At 51.8% G+C, this 16962-nt stretch carries 16 protein-coding genes; all 16 read left to right on the top strand.

The window, feature by feature from the left end; translation table 11 throughout:
* Window position 1: 1 nt before the first annotated feature.
* The 16 genes from PUT07_RS20100 to PUT07_RS20025 all read left to right on the top strand — a co-directional run bounded on the left by PUT07_RS20100 (window position 2) and on the right by PUT07_RS20025 (window position 16861).
* The gene (locus PUT07_RS20100; protein WP_274470170.1) at window positions 2–985 is read left to right on the top strand and encodes an ABC transporter permease; all 984 of its coding nucleotides are present in this window, start codon (window positions 2–4) and stop codon (window positions 983–985) included.
* 29 nt (window positions 986–1014) lie between these two features.
* Window positions 1015–1884, top strand: a complete 870-nt coding sequence (locus PUT07_RS20095; RefSeq protein ID WP_379240373.1) for a carbohydrate ABC transporter permease — start codon at window positions 1015–1017, stop codon at window positions 1882–1884.
* Between the two features lie 25 nt (window positions 1885–1909).
* Window positions 1910–3415 (top strand): sulfatase family protein, encoded by a 1506-nt coding sequence (locus PUT07_RS20090; protein ID WP_274470169.1) that lies wholly within the window; start codon window positions 1910–1912, stop codon window positions 3413–3415.
* Window positions 3416–3815: 400 nt separating this feature from the next.
* Window positions 3816–5171, top strand: a complete 1356-nt coding sequence (locus tag PUT07_RS20085) for an ABC transporter substrate-binding protein (RefSeq protein ID WP_274470168.1) — start codon at window positions 3816–3818, stop codon at window positions 5169–5171.
* Between the two features lie 75 nt (window positions 5172–5246).
* On the top strand, window positions 5247–6137 hold the full coding sequence (locus tag PUT07_RS20080; RefSeq protein ID WP_274470167.1) for a carbohydrate ABC transporter permease: 891 nt from the start codon (window positions 5247–5249) through the stop codon (window positions 6135–6137).
* Window positions 6138–6211: 74 nt separating this feature from the next.
* On the top strand, window positions 6212–6988 hold the full coding sequence (locus PUT07_RS20075; RefSeq protein ID WP_310188310.1) for a carbohydrate ABC transporter permease: 777 nt from the start codon (window positions 6212–6214) through the stop codon (window positions 6986–6988).
* Window positions 6989–7096: 108 nt separating this feature from the next.
* Window positions 7097–7804 carry an RraA family protein gene (locus PUT07_RS20070; protein ID WP_274470165.1) on the top strand — a complete coding sequence of 236 codons (708 nt, stop codon included), beginning with the start codon at window positions 7097–7099 and terminating at the stop codon, window positions 7802–7804.
* Window positions 7805–7835: 31 nt separating this feature from the next.
* The gene (locus PUT07_RS20065; RefSeq protein ID WP_274470164.1) at window positions 7836–8522 is read left to right on the top strand and encodes an RraA family protein; all 687 of its coding nucleotides are present in this window, start codon (window positions 7836–7838) and stop codon (window positions 8520–8522) included.
* 170 nt (window positions 8523–8692) lie between these two features.
* Window positions 8693–9712: a LacI family DNA-binding transcriptional regulator gene (locus PUT07_RS20060; RefSeq protein WP_274470163.1), complete on the top strand. Its 1020-nt coding sequence runs from the start codon at window positions 8693–8695 to the stop codon at window positions 9710–9712.
* Window positions 9713–9996: 284 nt separating this feature from the next.
* Complete coding sequence (locus PUT07_RS20055; RefSeq protein ID WP_274470162.1) at window positions 9997–10680, top strand: RraA family protein; 684 nt, start codon at window positions 9997–9999, stop codon at window positions 10678–10680.
* A complete protein-coding gene (locus PUT07_RS20050) occupies window positions 10677–11771 on the top strand; it encodes an Ldh family oxidoreductase (protein ID WP_274470161.1) in 1095 nt (364 codons plus the stop codon). The genes PUT07_RS20055 and PUT07_RS20050 overlap by 4 nt, the downstream gene beginning before the upstream one ends.
* A 118-nt stretch (window positions 11772–11889) precedes the next feature.
* The gene (locus PUT07_RS20045; RefSeq protein WP_274470160.1) at window positions 11890–13296 is read left to right on the top strand and encodes an ABC transporter substrate-binding protein; all 1407 of its coding nucleotides are present in this window, start codon (window positions 11890–11892) and stop codon (window positions 13294–13296) included.
* Window positions 13297–13338: 42 nt separating this feature from the next.
* On the top strand, window positions 13339–14292 hold the full coding sequence (locus tag PUT07_RS20040) for a carbohydrate ABC transporter permease (protein ID WP_274470159.1): 954 nt from the start codon (window positions 13339–13341) through the stop codon (window positions 14290–14292).
* A 16-nt stretch (window positions 14293–14308) separates the two neighbouring features.
* Complete coding sequence (locus PUT07_RS20035; protein ID WP_274470158.1) at window positions 14309–15142, top strand: carbohydrate ABC transporter permease; 834 nt, start codon at window positions 14309–14311, stop codon at window positions 15140–15142.
* Window positions 15143–15207: 65 nt separating this feature from the next.
* Window positions 15208–15918, top strand: coding sequence for an RraA family protein (locus PUT07_RS20030; RefSeq protein ID WP_274470157.1), 711 nt, complete (start codon window positions 15208–15210; stop codon window positions 15916–15918).
* 73 nt (window positions 15919–15991) lie between these two features.
* Window positions 15992–16861, top strand: coding sequence for an NAD(P)-dependent oxidoreductase (locus PUT07_RS20025; RefSeq protein WP_274470156.1), 870 nt, complete (start codon window positions 15992–15994; stop codon window positions 16859–16861).
* Window positions 16862–16962 lie beyond the last annotated feature (101 nt).

The raw sequence follows: 16962 nt of genomic DNA, 5'->3' as shown, positions 1-16962 counted from the left end.
CATGGAGCAAACGGGACTGCGATACGAAACCCAATACGCACATCGGGCCCGTCCCGGCAAAGCTAACAAGCAATCCTATATCCGGAAATTAATCCGCGATGTTCGCCACAATCCGTATCTTTATTTGCTGGCCTTGCCGGGCATGGTGTTCTTCCTCTTTTTCAAATACGTTCCGATGTGGGGGGTCATCATTGCCTTTCAGGACTATTCACCATTTGCGGGAATTTCGGGAAGTTCATGGGTAGGTCTGGAGCATTTCCGCACATTTTTTGCCACACCGGACTTCGGGACATTGCTCCGGAATACGCTGGCTATTAATTTGCTCAATTTATTGTTCTTTTTCCCGCTCCCGCTCCTCCTGGCAATCATGTTGAACGAGCTGCAAAGCATGATTTATAAACGGCTTGTTCAAACGGTGCTGTATTTACCGCACTTCTTGTCCTGGGTCATCATCGCCAGCTTGACTTTCACGCTGTTCGCCAAGGGAGAAGGCCTTGTCAATCATCTCCTCGAAGCGATGGGGAGAGAGCGAATCGGCTTCTTAACCAATCCGGATTTCTTCTGGGTGATAGTGACCTTGCAGTCGATGTGGAAAGAAGCGGGATGGGGGACGATCGTTTTCCTGGCTGCGATAGCCGGGATCGATCCTCAAATCTACGAAGCGGCACGCATGGACGGAGCCGGAAGGCTCAGACAGATCTGGCACGTAACGCTGCCTGCTCTGCGAGGTGTCGTCGTCATTCTCTTGATTCTCCGGCTGGGCGATATCATGGATGTAGGGTTTGAACAAATCTTCCTGATGTATAACGGTGCGGTTTCGCAGGTTGCGGAAGTATTCGATACGTACGTATACCGAACCGGTATTCAGCGCGGGCAGTTCAGTTACAGTACGGCTGTCGGGTTATTCAAATCATTGATAGGACTTATCCTTGTCCTGATCTCCAACCATATAGCCAAGAGGCTGGGACAGGGTGGAATTTATTAGGAAAGGGGGATATCTGTTCCGTGAGAAGGATTAAAGCTGGATGGGGAGACAGAACGTTACAAATTCTCAATGCCATGGCACTTGGAGCCATGGCGCTGGTCACATGCTTTCCCTTCTATTACGTACTGATCGTATCGTTGTCGGAGCCCTCTGAATTTCTTCAGCGGCGCTGGATGCTTTTTCCGAACCATTGGAGTTTGGACTCCTATTACTATTTGCTGTCGGCCAAGGCTTTCGTTCGCTCGGTCAGCAATAGTGCTTTCTTAGCTGTCGTCGGTACGGCGCTGTCGCTAGTCGTAACCTCCATGCTCGCATACGCTCTCTCTCGCCGAAGAATGCGTGGAAGAAGGAAGGTGCTGGTGCTCGTTCTGATTACCATACTGTTCAGTCCAGGCATAATTCCAGCCTATATGCTCGTCCGTCAAATAGGGCTAATTAACAGCATATGGTCGCTGATCATACCGGCGCTGGCTAATGGCTGGAGCGTACTGCTTATGAAGGCATTCTTTGAACAGATACCGGCAGAGCTGGATGAGTCCGCATCGATAGACGGCAGCAACGAGCTCAGAACATGGTTTACGATCATCCTGCCGCTCTCGATGCCGGCACTGGCCGCTTTTGGCTTGTTTTATGCAGTCGGCTATTGGAATCAGTTCTTTTCGGCACTCATCTATTTGAATGACCCCAGCAAGTGGCCGATTCAAGTGCTGCTGCAAAATATGTTGATCAGTGCAAGCAATACCGATCTCGAAGCTTTCGATGTTTCCACGCAGCCGCCGCCTTCGGAAATGTTAAAAATGGCGGCGGTTATGGTGGCGACGGTACCGATTCTGATCGTATACCCTTTCTTGCAAAAGCATTTTGCCAAGGGAGCGATGATCGGTTCTATCAAAGGTTGATGACCTGGAGGAAAGAGGAAATACAATGTCTCATCATAGACCCAATATTATCTTTCTGATGACGGACCAGCAGCGTTGGGACTGCATCGGAAAATTCAACGAGCATATTTACACACCTACACTGGATAAATTAGCGGAGAACGGCATTGTATTCAGCCAGGCGGTTTGCCAAGCGCCGATGTGCGTCCCCAGCCGCAGCTCCATGATGTTCGGCTTGTATCCTTCGCAGCTCGGCGTGCGGACGAATCACGGCGGGCTTTATGACGAAGATCAATTGCCGGCGCTGCCCCTGGCGGAGCTGCTTCGTCGGGAGGGCTATCAGACGGCCGGCTTCGGCAAAACCCATTGGAACCATGGGCTGCGAAACGCCAATCCGCCGACTCGCGGCTTCGAAGTACGGGCGGTGGGCTTGTCACGGGATAGCGGCCATTATGAAGAGGGGGCCGTCATGATGGGAGACGACGATCCCGAAGGGCTTCAGGCTTATTCCGAGGAAACGCGTCACTATGGGAGCGGGGAAGAGAATGCGCTGGGCTATATCGGCTGTACCAGCCAAGTGCCGATGCACCGGCATCGGGACGGTTGGGTTGCGGAGCAGTGCAAAAGCTTCATCGCGAACGGGATCGATTCCTCGAGACCGCTATTCCTGTATCTGTCTTTCCTTAAACCGCATGCAGGATTCAATGTGCCCAAGGAATTCGAGGATTGGTACCGGCTGGAGGATATCCCTGACATAGAACAACCCCCTTGGGAGACGGAACCGGATACCCATGTATCGGAGCCGGATGTTCCTGGCAGCACATACTGGGAGAGGAGGAAAGTATGGGAAGGCATGAGCCGTATGGAGCGGAGAAGAACCACACTGCGTTACTGGGCGAATTGCTCTTGGCTGGACCACTACTTCGGGCAGGTCCTGGAGGGGCTTGAAGCCAAGGGCATTCTGGATAATGCCTTGATTGTTTTCGTTTCCGATCACGGGGAGATGCTGGGTGAACGGCAATTCCGCTTCAGCAAATACTGCTTGTATGAGAGCAGCGTCAGGGTCCCGATGATGCTTGCCGGCAGTTGGGTACCCGAAGCGAAGCGGGGGACGGTCGATGAACGTCCGGCAGAGCTCATCGATCTTGTGCCGACACTGGCGAGGGCGGCGGGTGCGGAGAGCAATCCACTGCTTCCCGGGCTGGACCTGCTCGGCGATCAACAACGGGTGGGAGCCTTCTGCGAGTTCCATCGCAAGACGGAGAGCGGGTTGTTCGCCGCTCCGGCTTTCATGTGGCGCAAGCAGGACTGGAAGCTGATTCTGTATTTGCCGGGAACTCTGCAGGATGCCGTGACCAGGATCGATGAGCTTAAAGGGGAATTATACCACCTGAAGGAGGATCCCCACGAATGGCATAACGGATTCCAGGATGAACGCTGGCACGCAATTCGGGAACGAATGACCGCAGAACTCCTTATGCATCTGATGTGCGCTTGGACACGCGGGCCTTTCTTCTATGATAACCAAGGTGTGAAAGCGTTGGGGCATTGATTTTGACAACCTTATAGTGGACATATAGTGAAACCATCGTTGCAGGAACCGGGCGATGGTTTTTGGCATTCGTTCATGCGTAGCTTAGGGAATGAACGAAATATCGAGAAATGCTCACGTTCGGCAAAGTTAGGAAAACGATTTAGTGTATCGATTTCCTGTTGACAATCGTGAAGTTTGTGTTTTAGAATGAGGGAAGAAATCGATTTACTAAATCGATTAACCTCATGAAACTCACCGCAAATCAACTGTTTGAAGCAACCCGTCTCATCCTCCATCCTCAGAATTCTCACAACGCAGCAAGCTATGAAGATTGATCTAAGCTATTTCAGGAACCAAGCAGGGCAACGGTTAAAGGAATAGTGCGGATACAAGGGTTATCCAAAAAGGAGGGCTTTACATGAAGAAAATGAAAGCGCTTTTATTTATTCCTCTACTTGCTTCTTTCGGGCTGACAGCATGCAGCAGCGGCTCCGCTCCAGCCGGTACGACCTCGTCTGCGGCGCCAGCCCAGACGGCGGCTCCGGCCCAGACGGCAGCGGCAGCCAACAAGAGCGAAGAGAAGGTATCCATCCGCTTCGCGTGGTGGGGGGATGGGAAGCGGCACGAGAAGTATAACGCCATCGCGGACATGTATGAGAAGCAGCATCCGAACGTCAAAATCGTGAGGGAGTTCGGTTCCTTTAATGATTATTGGGATAAAATGGCTACCCAAACGGCGGGCGGGAACATGCCGGATGTCGTGGGCATGCATGCGACTTATGTGGCGGATTACGCACGCCGCAATACGCTGCTTGATTTGGGCTCATTCGTTCAGGACGGCACCATCAATCTGAAGGACTTTCCGGAAGCGGTGCAGGCGGCCGGCAAAGTGAACGGGAAAACGCTAATGGTTGCGCAGGGCGTGACGATGACCGGTTGGGAATACAATACGGCGATGTTTGATAAATTAGGCGTCAAATATCCTGATTACAACTGGACGTGGGACGACTTCACCGCGAAGGTGACGGAGCTTCAACAAGCGATCAAAGAGCCCGGTGTCTGGGCGGCAGGCGACAACAGCAGCGATATCACAGGCCTTCAGGTTTTTGCCCGCCAGAGAGGGAAGGAGCTGTTTACAGGGGAAGGCAAATTGGGGATCAGCCAAGACGATATGGTCGCATGGTTCACGATCTGGGATAAGCTTCGCCGAATCAAAGCGATACCGGATGCGGCTACAACCGAGCAGTATTCAACGGTATCGCTTGACCAAGGCTTATTCGTTAAAGGGAAGCTTGCCCTGACGGTATTCCCGTTCAATCAGATCCCGCTGTACCAGAACTATATCAAAGATGGTGAGGTTCGCGCGCTTCGGAGGCCGTCTGATCCGAAGGGCAAGGAAGGCGAATTCGTCGAAGGCGCTTACTTAGCCGTCTCGGCCAACTCCAAGCAGGCCAAAACAGCCGCAAGCTTCATCGATTTCTTCGTTAACAACGAGGAAGCCGAGAAGGTGTTTAAATTGGAGCAGGGCGCTCTCGGTTCGACCAAGGGGAATGAAACAATCAAGCCGCTGCTGACTCCAGCCGAGCAAAGAACAACGGATGCGATTCAGACGAGCCTTAAGACGGCAGGTCAGCTTCCGCTTCCGCCTGCAGGCCAAGGCGCCGTTCGTTCCCTGCTGCTCGAGACTGCACAGTCGGTTGCGTTCGGCAAAAGCACCGTTGATCAGGGAGCCAAGGATTTTATCGCCAAAGCAACCGCTATATTGAATAAATAAATGATCGCATTCATTCTTGCGGCCGGATGTTAACGGCATACAGGCGCATCCGGCCGCAACCTTGGGAGTGAAGTCATGACGGCTATTAAGACGTTCTTGAGAAACAACTGGATCGGTTATTTATTTTTGACGCCTTGGCTGATCGGATTGATTGGTTTAAGTGCATTCCCTATGGGGTTCTCGCTGTACTTGGCATTTACCAAGTATGATTTGTTCTCACAGCCGCAATGGATAGGCTTCGGCAATTTCAGCGATATGTTTCACGACAAGAAATACATGGAAAGCATTCGAGTGACAACCGGTTACGTCCTCTTGGCCGTGCCGCTTGCTCTGTCATTTGCCCTTTCCGTTGCGCTGCTATTGAACAAAGGGATACGCGGTTTACGCATATACCGGGCCATCTATTATGTCCCGTCATTATTTGGGGGCAGTGTAGCCATTGCTTTGCTATGGCGGCAAATTTTTGGCGGGGAAGGATTGATTAACAAGATTCTGCATGTTTTCGGGATGGAAGGCATGAACTGGATCGCTACCCCGAGCACGGCGCTCTACACGTTGATCGTATTGTCAACCTGGCAATTCGGCTCCGCCATGGTCATTTTCTTAGCCGGCTTAAAGCAAATTCCGGTCGATTTATATGAATCGGCGACAATCGATGGGGCAGGCGGGTTCAGGCAATTCCGGAGTATTACGTTCCCCATGCTGACTCCAATTCTATTTTTCAACCTTGTCATGCAGATCATTCACGCGTTTCAGGCTTTCACGCCTGCTTTTATCGTAAGCGGCGGCACCGGCGGTCCGTTGAATTCCACCTTATTCTATACCTTGTATCTGTACCAGAAAGGGTTTGCCCAATTCGATATGGGCTATGCTGCGGCTATGGCATGGATGCTCCTCGCTACCATTGCGTTTGTCACATCGCTGCTTTTCGTTACATCGAAAAAATGGGTCTATTATCAAGAATAGAGGTGATCCCTTTGGTTAAGCGCAGAACCTCCCGATATGTCCTCCATGCCTGTATTATAGCGGGTTGCGTCATTATGATTTATCCGCTGTTATGGATGCTCGTAAGCTCCTTCAAAGAGAATACGGAGATTTTTACGAATACGTCGCTGATTCCGGATAAAATCACATTGGATAACTATAAACAAGGCTGGACCGGATTATCCGGAGTGACGTTCGGCCATTTTTTTCTCAATACCTTCTTCCTGGTAGCCATGTGCATCATCGGAAATCTGATCTCCAGCTCGATGGCGGCTTACGCTTTCGGCCGGCTGCATTTCTTTCTCAAAAAAGCGCTGTTCGCCATCATGCTGATGACGTTGATGCTGCCTTTTCACGTCACTGTCATCCCGCAGTATATCATGTTTAATAAATTCGGCTGGATCAATACGTATCTGCCGTTAATTTTGCCGAAATTCCTCGGCGTTGAAGCTTTCTTCATCTTCTTAATCGTACAATTCATCCGTTCTCTGCCCCGGGAATTGGATCAGGCGGCTGAGATCGACGGGTGCGGCCCGATCAAGATGTATTGGTATCTAATCATCCCGCTCACGGTTCCAGCCTTAATGACAACTTCGATCTTTACGTTCATCTGGACCTGGAACGATTTCTTCAGCCAGCTGCTGTATATCAGCGATATCCGCTTATTTCCGATTGCTTTGGCGCTTCGAATGTTTACCGATTCCATGGGGGATAACTCATGGGGGGCACTGTTTGCGATGTCCATCCTGTCCCTTGTCCCTGTATTTGCGATGTTCATCTTCTTCCAAAGATATCTGATAGAAGGCATTTCGACAGGCGGATTGAAAGGCTAGAAGCTTGTGTTTAAACAAGCATGGCGACAGATTTTTATTCCTTGAAGATGCTGCTGTACACCATTTTCGAGGATGAAAATATAAATCCAGGCAATGGAGAGTGAGCAAATGAGCAAGGATCAAATGTCCAAAGAGGAAAAGCAGGAATTGTTGGCGCTTTACCAAGATTTACGTGTGGCCGACGTCCGCGATGGCATGGATTGGAACATGATGCATCATTATGGTACCGTACACCACGAAATCCGTCCGCTTTACCGTACAAGAGCGGTTGGAATTGCGCAAACCTCCAGATACATTCCTTATCAGGGGGAAATCCCGAAGATGACGCCGGACGAATATACGGAGTGGGCCAAATGGTACTATGCCAACATTACGAATAATAAAGGGATGAAAGCTTCCGAGCCGGGCGACTTCGTCGTGATTGACCAGAGCGGTGTGGATGTAGGCATTCTGGGCTCCAATAATGCCCTGCAATATTTCTCCCAAGGAGCGGTTGGCTTCATCACGAACGGCGGTGTTCGCGATACGGACGAATTGATTCTTCAGGAGGTTCCGGTTTGGTCCAAGTTCGTCTCTCAGAAAATGAATCAGGGACGTGTCCAATTCGATGCGAACGATGTGCCGGTTCAGATCGGCGGCGTCGTTGTGCATCCGGGGGATGTGATCGTGGCCGACGGCGACGGCGTCATCGTCGTACCGAGGAAAATAGCTGTAGAGGTAGCGAAGTACGCGCACCAGGAATTGAAGAACGATAAGGCAGGCAGACGCCGCATCTACGAAGCGATGAATAGGGAACTGGATCATACCGTCATTTGAACATAAAAAACGAGCGAAGGGATGAATGAACATGGATGACAGAGAGAAGATTTTGGAGCTATATCAAGATCTAAGGGTTGCCGATGTCCGCGATGGCATGGATTGGAACATGATGCATCATTATGGGTCCGTCCATTATGAGATTCGTCCGCTGTTCAGAACCCGTGTGGTCGGGATTGCCCGGACAGCCCGATATGTCCCTTATGAAGAAGCCGTGCCTAGCATGACACCTGAAGAATATACGAAGTGGGCGAGTTGGTACTATAAGGAAGTATGCTACGACCCATGGCATAAGAGCATCACGAAGGGCGATTTCATGGTTATTGACCAAAATGGCGTCGACGTGGGCATCCTGGGCTCCAATAATACATTAGGCGGGATGAAAGACGGGATCGTCGGTTATTTGACCAACGGCGGTGTGAGGGATACGGATGAGTGCATCCTGCAGGGAGTGCCCGTGTGGTCCAAATTCATATCGCAGAAAATGGATCAAGGGCGCATCCGCTTCGACGCGCTCGATGTGCCGGTCAATATCGGCGGTGTTGTCGTACGAACCGGCGACGTTGTCGTAGCGGACGGCGACGGCGTTATCGTTGTTCCTCGCAAGCTTGCCTATGAAGTGGCCAAATATGCGCATCAAGAATTGAAGAACGACAAGGCGGGACGCAAAAGAATCTATGAGGCAATGGGCAAGGCGTTGGATCATACGGTTATTTAAGAACAAAGAGCTGAACCGAAGGTTCTTTGTACCAAGCGGATATTCACCTGCCGATCTGACCATCGGGCAAGGAAATATCCGCCTTTTATTGTACAGAGCAATCTGGTATATTTATTAGATGAAAACGTTGCTATATGCAGCGTATACACGGAATGAAATGAGGAATTTCATTGAAAGTAACCATCGATGATGTGGCTAAAATGGCCGGAGTATCCAAAACAACGGTCTCACGAATCCTCAACGGGAACTATTCGCAAGCGACGGAAGAAACCAAAGAGCGGGTTCTTAAGATCATTCGCGATCTGAACTATCGTCCGAACCCGATGGCACGGGGATTAAAGCAGATGAGGACGAACATTATCGGCATTGTTCTATCCAATTTAAGCAACCCGTTCTGGTCCCGGGTGTTGGAAGGTGTTGAGGATACGTGCCGGCTGTCAGGGTATAGTCTCATGGTCTGCAACTCCAATGAAGATTCCGAACGTGAAGCAGGTTTGATCGAAGGCTTGCAGATGCGCCAGGTGGATGGCATCATTGTCAATCCGACTGTCAACAATAAAGAGTTATATACCGAAATCGTACAGAAGAAGTATCCTCTTCTCGTCATTAACCGCCGCATATCGGACTTGGATGTTGACGACGTTGTTGTAGATAATATGCAGGGCGCCCGGCTGGCTGTCGAACATTTCATCCAGATGGGCAGACGGAGGCCGGTCTGCTTCGTCTACGAGCCGGAAGGCATCAGCACATGGCAGGAGCGCATCCTCGGCTTCCAAGAAGCGATGAGGGACAATGGGCTTGAAGTCACGGAGCAATCGGTCATTCGCGTCGAGAATGCAGCCGGTAGGGCCAAGAAGAGCGCGTTGGATTTCTTTAGGCAAGAGCCGGATGCAGATGCCATTTTTTCCACGAATAATATGATGACGCTCGAAATTCTGGAGGGCTTGAAGGAGCTTGGCATCGAAGTTCCGGGGCGGATCGCCTTAATCGGATACGATGAGACGGTTTGGGCCAAGCATCTCAATCCGCCGTTAACGACGATCGAGCAGCCGGCTTATGAGATGGGCAGGATTGCAGCCAAGAACCTGATCCAGAGAATCGGCTCCAAGACCGTGCGCAAACCGAAGCATGTCGTGTTGAAGCCGAATTTGATCGCTAGAAGCTCGAGCGGTAATCATTCCAGTTCCTAGAACCATGATTAGCGGATAGAACCGGCAGCTTGCATTCCCGCAAGACCGCTATTGCCTGTTACGCATATTCAAGCATATTCACCACATAGAAGCAGCCCATAAAGACCCGACGGATAGTTTCCGCCGGGTCTTTTTTTTGCCGAAATCGCTTGCCGAATTGAAATAAACATGTTAAATTTTACTTGTAAATCGATTTCCTAAAACGATAAACCTAAGAAGCAACGGAATTGTACTTCCTATTTATCCAAACGAACGAACTCAAACAAATTCTCAAGGAGTGTGCTATGATGCCCAATTTAGGTTTTCGTATTCTGCAGCGGTCCGAGCGCCCGAGCTCATCTTTGCTTCATCAGTTCCAAGATGTCGTTACCCCGCATATCAGTGATAATTTAAATCGCTTACATGCTATATGCTCAGGGCTGCGTCCTTATCACCAGGCAGGCAGCAGGCTCGTGGGCGCCGCTTTGACCGTGAAGACTAGACCCGGTGACAATCTCATGGTACACAAGGCGATCGACTTGGCGGAGCCTGGAGACGTTATCGTCGTTGATGCCGGCGGTGATACGACGAATGCGATCGTTGGTGAAATTATGCTTCGTCTAGCGCAGAAGAAGCAGATCGCCGGCTTCGTCATAGACGGCGCGATTCGTGATACGGCGGCCTTTGGTAACGACACGTTCCCCGTTTACGCAAGAGGGATCACTCACCGTGGACCCTATAAAGACGGTCCTGGAGAAATTAACGTCCCTGTTTCTGTCGGCGGGATGGTTATTGAGCCGGGCGACATTATCGTTGGCGACGAGGACGGTTTGGCCGTCGTTCCGCTGAGAGAAGCGGAAGGCTTGCTGAAGCTCATTCGCGAACAGCAGGTACGCGAGCAGCTTATTTTACAGTCCATCGAGGAGGGTACGGTGAACCGCGATTGGGTGGATCAAACGTTACAACAGAAGGGTTGTGAAGGGCTATGAGCTTGCCGCTTACGTATGATTGGGAGAAATTGCAGTCCTTCTGCAGGGACGTATTCATTCGCGCCGGCGTGCCTGAAGGCCGTGCCTCTATCGTCTCGGAGTCCTTGATTCAAGCGGATCTTCGCGGAGTCGAATCGCATGGCGTCGTGCGAACGGGCATCTATCTGAAGCGTGTGGAAAAAGGGATGATGGATCCTCAGGCTGAACCGGAGATTGTATCCGAGCATGGCAGCACCGCCCTGATCGACGGGCGTAACAACTTCGGCTCTGTCGTGGGCAGCTACGCTCTGGATATCGCAATGGCGCGAGCTAAGCAGTACGGTGCTGCTATCGTGGGGGTGAAGGGCTCCAATCACTTCGGTACGGGAGCTTATTATGCGCAGAAGGCGATTGAACAAGATTTGATTCTGCTCGTGATGTCGAACGCCTCCCAGACGATGCCGCCGACAGGGGGAGTTCGCCCGTTCATCGGCACCAATCCGCTATGTATCGGGGTTCCGGCGGGTGAAGAGAATCCCTTCATTCTGGACATGGCCACGAGCGTTGTAGCCCGAGGCAAAATTATCATGGCGGCACAGAAGGGGGAAGCGATTCCCCTGGGCTGGGCCATCGATAAAGAGGGCCGCCCGACGACGGATGCGGAGGCTGCCTTGGAAGGCTCCGTGCTGCCGGTCGGAGGTCCGAAGGGCTACGCGATTTCGATGTTCATCGATATTTTATCAGGGGTTCTAACGGGAGCCGGCTATGGGCAGTACGTGAACAACATGTATGAGAATTGGGATGAACCGCAGAATGTAGGCCACTTTTTCATAGCTGTAGATATCAGCCGTTTCCTTCCGCTTGAGCTGTTCAAACAAAGGGTGGACCTGTATATCCGCCAAATAAAAAGTGAACCGAAAGCGCCCGGCGTGACGGAGATTATGGTTCCCGGGGATATGGAGCGGAGACAGACGGAAGCCCGCAAGCGGGAAGGCATCCTCCTTCCGCCCAAAGTAGCCGCCGAGCTCAATGAAATCGGCATGAAATACGGCTTGCGGCTCGACGAAGCCGCTCTGCTTAACCTTCCGGTCGGCGAAGGCGCCGCCGATTAGCAACTAGCCAAACATAACCCACATAATCCAAACAAGGCCGCCTAACAATCTTGTCCGGTCTCCGCTACAATAAGGATGTAAGCGGTACCGTATACAGAAGAACGAGGGAGGCCGAATCATGAAACGCAAATGGCTAACGTTATCGATGGCAGCATTGCTGCTAGTAACTTCCGCAGGCTGTGGCACTGGAGAGAGCAAGGATGCTGCACAAGGCGGAAGTGCAGCAGGAGAGGCGGCGGGGAAGTCGACATCTCCGATTAAACCGAAGCCGGAGCTGAAGGGGAAAATTCGAATCGGGTATGTCGGCCTGAACGATCAAACCGCGCCGGATCCCCTCACGGGGGAAATGGTCTACGGGGCAGACGAGCTGAAGAAACGGCTCAAGCAGGATTATCCCAACATCGACTTCGAGGTTGTGACTTACCCGTACAAGGATCATCAGGCCAAAGCGAAAGCGCTGGTCGAATCGCGCCAAATCGATGTTTCCATAGAGTCGGACAGTAAATTCATGTGGAACCAGGGATTGAGCGAGGACCTGACGCCGTTCCTGGAAAAAGATAAGGAATGGAGCAAAGACTTGTATTTATCGCCGACGCTCCTGACCGGACCATTAGAAGTGGATCAGAATGGGAAGACGGTTAATAATGCACTGCCGATCGCCGTAGACGGCTCGGGGATTTACTTTGACAAGACGATATTCGCTGATTACGGAGTTCCGCCTCTATCTGAGAATCCGACCTGGGATGAAGTGCTCGAGAAGGCGAAGAAGCTGACGGGCAAAAATCCCAAAACAGGCGAGCAAACCTTCGGCATATACACCCGGATTCCCGGCGACCAGGCCGGCTACGCAGTCTCTATTATCGCCAATACATTCGGAGCGGACATGGGCAAAATGGGCAACAAGGAATATCTCAACCAAGTCACGCTGAACAGCGAGGGCATGATCAAAGCGGTTGAGTATTACAAATCACTGATGCCTTATACCCCTCCGGGCATGATGCAGGGGCAAGGTGCCGAGAAGTGGTCCACACCGAAGAATAATATTGCCATGTACATTAATCTGCCGGCGATCCAGCTGCAGAAATTCAAATCGCTCAAAATGCTCGACAAGTACGATGTGGCCATGATTCCCAAAGGGCCTCAAGGAACCGGCGGTTTCCTCGGCGGCATTCGCGTACAGATGGTCAAGAACACGCAAGACAAAGACCTTGCTTGGGAAATCGTCAAGTGGATGTCTGTCGGTAACGGCCAGCGCTTCCTCTGGGAAACGAAGAACACGATGCCGGTTTCGACGAAATCGCTTGGACCGGACTATAAGCCGGATGGCAACGACGAGAAGATGTTCAAGATGGTAAGCCAAGCGCAGTACATGTCGCCAATCTGGTTCACGACAGCGAAATTTGCACTGACACGCGGCATGGAGAAGGTGCTGCTGAAAAGTACACCGGCTAAAGAAGCACTGGATACCGCACAAAAAGAGGTCCTGGATGAATTCGCCAAGAACAAAGCTGCTGATCAGAAGTAACCCGTTCACTTACCGTAAAGCCGTTATAAGGAGGGTTCATCCATGAAACCGACGAGATACGGGAGTGCGGTCACAGATGCGAGGCAGGCTCTTCAGGCTTCCAAGCGGAGCTCTCCAGCCATGGGTCAATTCGTGAAGGAATGTACCTGGTACCTTTATCTGCTTCCGACCGTAGGCGTACTTGCATTGATCAGCTACTACCCGATGGTCAAAACATTACTTCTCAGCTTCTACGTTTCGAATGACGGAAGTCTGGATAATTTCGCCGGGTTGTTTAACTACAGGCACCTTCTGACAGATCCGAACTTCTTCCTGGCTATCTATAACACCTTGTACATGGGATTGTTCGGACTACTGCTTGGGCTGCCGTTGTCGTTCCTGCTGGCTGCTCTGATCAACCGGGCTGTGTACGGGAAAGGACTGCTTAAGGTCATTTACTTCTTGCCGAATGTGACTTCAGCGGTAGCCGTCGTGCTGGTGTTCAAGGTCCTGTTCTTCCCCGACCAGTCAGGTACGGTCAATTATGTACTCTCCTGGTTCGGCATCGAGGCGAAGCCATGGGTGAATGATCCGACGCTGATCAAATGGGTTGTCATTGCATTAGCGCTGTGGCAGTCGGTCGGCTTTAATATCTTGATCTGGATGGCGGGCTTGCAGTCGATTTCCAAAGATTATTACGAAGCGGCAAGGGTGGACGGCGCCTCGCGCTGGGAGGAAATGAAGTATATCACGATACCTGGCGTCAAACCCATTCTGTGGTTCTTATTAATCACAGGCGTGATCGGCGCCTTCCAGCGATTCGATGATGTGTATACGTTCGGCGGGGCTTCCGGCAGTCCGCTCCGCTCACTGCAAACCATCGTTCTCTTCTTCTATGAAGAAACGATGGAGAAGTCCCAGTACGGGTACGGTTCAGCGGCTTCGGTCGCACTGTTCCTCATGATTCTGATCATCACCATCATCAATCTGAAGATCTCCCGGAGATCGGAACGATGAAAGGAGGCAGGTTCGAATGACAAGACGCAATCAAGCGTTGGAAATGGTCCGGCTGCTCGTACTTTCGGCGCTGGCCGTGGTCTTTCTCTATCCGTTCGTGCTTATGATAGGCATCTCGCTGGACGTGAATGCGAATTTCGGGCTCAGCTTCCCGCCCCGCATCGTTCCGGAAGAGTTCGGGTGGAAGAACTTCTCATTGATTTTCAAATCCTTGCCGATTGGCACGTACTATCTCAATTCGCTTATTATAGTTGCCGGTTCCGTGGCAGGTCATATCGCGGGCGCCACGCTAGCAGGGTATGCCCTGGCCAAAGGGGAGTTCAGGGGGAAGAAAATATGGCTCCTCCTTATTCTCACCGCTATGATGGTGCCTGATCAAGTTATCGTATTTACACGATTTCTAGTGTTCAATCAGCTGCATCTGATCAATTCCTTCGTTGGGGTTATTCTTCCGACACTCGCGTATCCGTTCGGCGTCTTCCTCGTGAAGCAGTTTATGGATTCGCTGCCGAATGAGTTGGGGGAAGCCGCCAAAATGGATGGAGCTCATCATTTTAAGATCTTCATGCGCATTTATTTGCCGCTAACGGCACCGATCATCGCGACTTTGTCGATCATTACGGTGATGCATAAGTGGAACGAGCTGCTTTGGCCGCTTCTCATGTTATCGAAGAGCAGCATGTTCACCGTCTCCATCGGCGTGGCGAATTTTACGCTAGGGCCGAACGGAACCTATATCGGGAGCAGCCTTGCCCTTGCAACTTTAACCATTATCCCGATGGTTGTCTTGTTCCTTATCCTGCAGCGTTATGTCATTGAAAGTGTGGCATCGAGCGGTTTGAAGCTTTGATCCGAATCGCTCTTGGATATAGCTTGCCAATGTAACAACCAAATCCATTGTTGAGGTGAATGAAAATGATCGAATTGACCAAAGAAGAAAAGCAAAAATTGATGGAAGTATACCGTAAGCTGCGCGTTGCAGACGTGCGTGACGGCATGGATTGGAACATGATGCATTTCGTGGGCAGTATCTACACAGATACGATCAAGCCTCTCTTCCGCACAAACTTCTGCGGCTTTGCCAAAACGGTTCAATTCGTGCCGACAAACCGCACGATCCCTACGATGGATCCGGAAGCTTATACGAAATTCTCCAATCACTGGTACGGCAACGTTGCCACCTATCATTGGGGTAAGGAAATCGGCGAAGACGATGTGCTTGTGCTTGACGCCAGCGATACGAACGTCGGCATTATCGGCTCCAATAACGGCTTGGAATACAAAAGCCAAGGCTGTCGTGGCATCATCACGAATGGCGGAGCGCGCGATACGGATGAGCTGATCCTGAATCAAGTGCCGGTATTCTCCCGTTATGTGTCACAAACGATGGTGCAAGGGCGCGTTGAGTTCCAGGCCAAAGATATCCCGGTTAACATTAACGGCCAGCTCGTGCGGCCGAACGATATCATCGTAGCGGACGGCGACGGCATCGTAGTTGTGCCTATTGAAAAAGCGTGGGAAGTTGCCAAATATGCCACTCAGGAAATGGAAGCGGATAAGAAGAGCCGCCGCAAGCTGTACGATAAAATGGGCATATCCGTCGATGCGTCCGTTGCCGGCTACTAAGTACGAAAATCCCGGTTACGCCGGGGTTTTTCCTTATTCCATCATTACATTCACATCCAAGGGGGAAATCACGATGAATCCGCTAGATATGCGTCAAATTGCCTTTCTCGGGCTGGGCGCGATGGGTTTGCCGATGGCCAAAAACTTGGCGAGAGCAGGCTTTAAGCTGCATGTAGCCGTTCACCGAGACCCGGCTCCCGCAGATGAGCTCCGCAGGCTCGGGGCCGAGGTGCACGCTTCCCCGGCGGAGGCGATTGCCGCTGCCGGCGCGGTCATTAGCATATTGCCGGAGGACCGGCAAATGCGGCAGGTGCTGCTCGCTAGCGAGGTGCTGGCCGAGGTGCGCGAAGACCAATTGCTGATGGAGATGACATCCGGATCTCCAGGCGCGATGAAGGAGGTTGCGGAGGCTTATGCTGCCAGAGGGGCGTTGGTTTTGGACGCTCCCGTCAGCGGAGGCACGATCGGGGCGGAGAAGGGAACGCTCACGGTGATGGTTGGAGGCAGCGAGGAGGCGTTGGAGCTGGCACAGCCCATCCTTGGCGCGATCGCCCAAACGGTGCACTCCGTCGGTGCGATCGGCGCAGGCAAGGCGGTGAAGGCAATCAACCAGATGCTCGCCGCCGTGCATATGCTGGCTGCCTCCGAGGCAATCGCATTAGCGGAGAAGCTGGATGTGGACTTGGCCGCCTTGCAGAAAGTGATTGGCAGCAGCTCCGGCGGGTCCTGGATGTTCGCGAACAAAGCCCAGGCAATTGCTGAGCATAATTTCCAGCCGGGCTTTAAGCTTCATCTCATGAAGAAGGACATCGGTATTGCCCTTCAGGAAGCGGCCGGTCAGCCGATGCCGGTGACTTCACATGCATTTCAGCTGTATGAAATGGCTGCCAAGGAAAGCGGTGAGCTGGATTTTGCGGCGGTGAGCCGTATAGTCAGAGGGTGACGGTCAGAAGGTGATCCCAAGGGTCATCCCTGCCCACGCCTTGTTCAGGAAATAGCGGGACGCAGGCAATTCTAAAGGGAAAGGAGCAGCTTCGTTGAATT

Source organism: Paenibacillus sp. MAHUQ-63, assembly GCF_028765165.1.
Taxonomy (GTDB): Bacteria; Bacillota; Bacilli; order Paenibacillales; family NBRC-103111; genus Paenibacillus_E.
The sequence above is the reverse complement of the archived record's forward strand: the minus strand, read 5'-3'. Positions and strand labels throughout refer to the sequence as shown.

Bases quoted from the DNA above. Each gene is read 5' to 3' on its own strand.
- PUT07_RS20100 (WP_274470170.1), top strand. From the start codon at position 2: ATGGAGCAAACGGGACTGCGATACGAAACCCAATACGCACATCGGGCC.
- PUT07_RS20090 (WP_274470169.1), top strand. From the start codon at position 1,910: ATGTCTCATCATAGACCCAATATTATCTTTCTGATGACGGACCAGCAG.
- PUT07_RS20085 (WP_274470168.1), top strand. From the start codon at position 3,816: ATGAAGAAAATGAAAGCGCTTTTATTTATTCCTCTACTTGCTTCTTTC.
- PUT07_RS20080 (WP_274470167.1), top strand. From the start codon at position 5,247: ATGACGGCTATTAAGACGTTCTTGAGAAACAACTGGATCGGTTATTTA.
- PUT07_RS20075 (WP_310188310.1), top strand. From the start codon at position 6,212: ATGATTTATCCGCTGTTATGGATGCTCGTAAGCTCCTTCAAAGAGAAT.
- PUT07_RS20070 (WP_274470165.1), top strand. From the start codon at position 7,097: ATGAGCAAGGATCAAATGTCCAAAGAGGAAAAGCAGGAATTGTTGGCG.
- PUT07_RS20065 (WP_274470164.1), top strand. From the start codon at position 7,836: ATGGATGACAGAGAGAAGATTTTGGAGCTATATCAAGATCTAAGGGTT.
- PUT07_RS20055 (WP_274470162.1), top strand. From the start codon at position 9,997: ATGATGCCCAATTTAGGTTTTCGTATTCTGCAGCGGTCCGAGCGCCCG.
- PUT07_RS20050 (WP_274470161.1), top strand. From the start codon at position 10,677: ATGAGCTTGCCGCTTACGTATGATTGGGAGAAATTGCAGTCCTTCTGC.
- PUT07_RS20045 (WP_274470160.1), top strand. From the start codon at position 11,890: ATGAAACGCAAATGGCTAACGTTATCGATGGCAGCATTGCTGCTAGTA.
- PUT07_RS20040 (WP_274470159.1), top strand. From the start codon at position 13,339: ATGAAACCGACGAGATACGGGAGTGCGGTCACAGATGCGAGGCAGGCT.
- PUT07_RS20035 (WP_274470158.1), top strand. From the start codon at position 14,309: ATGACAAGACGCAATCAAGCGTTGGAAATGGTCCGGCTGCTCGTACTT.
- PUT07_RS20030 (WP_274470157.1), top strand. From the start codon at position 15,208: ATGATCGAATTGACCAAAGAAGAAAAGCAAAAATTGATGGAAGTATAC.
- PUT07_RS20025 (WP_274470156.1), top strand. From the start codon at position 15,992: ATGAATCCGCTAGATATGCGTCAAATTGCCTTTCTCGGGCTGGGCGCG.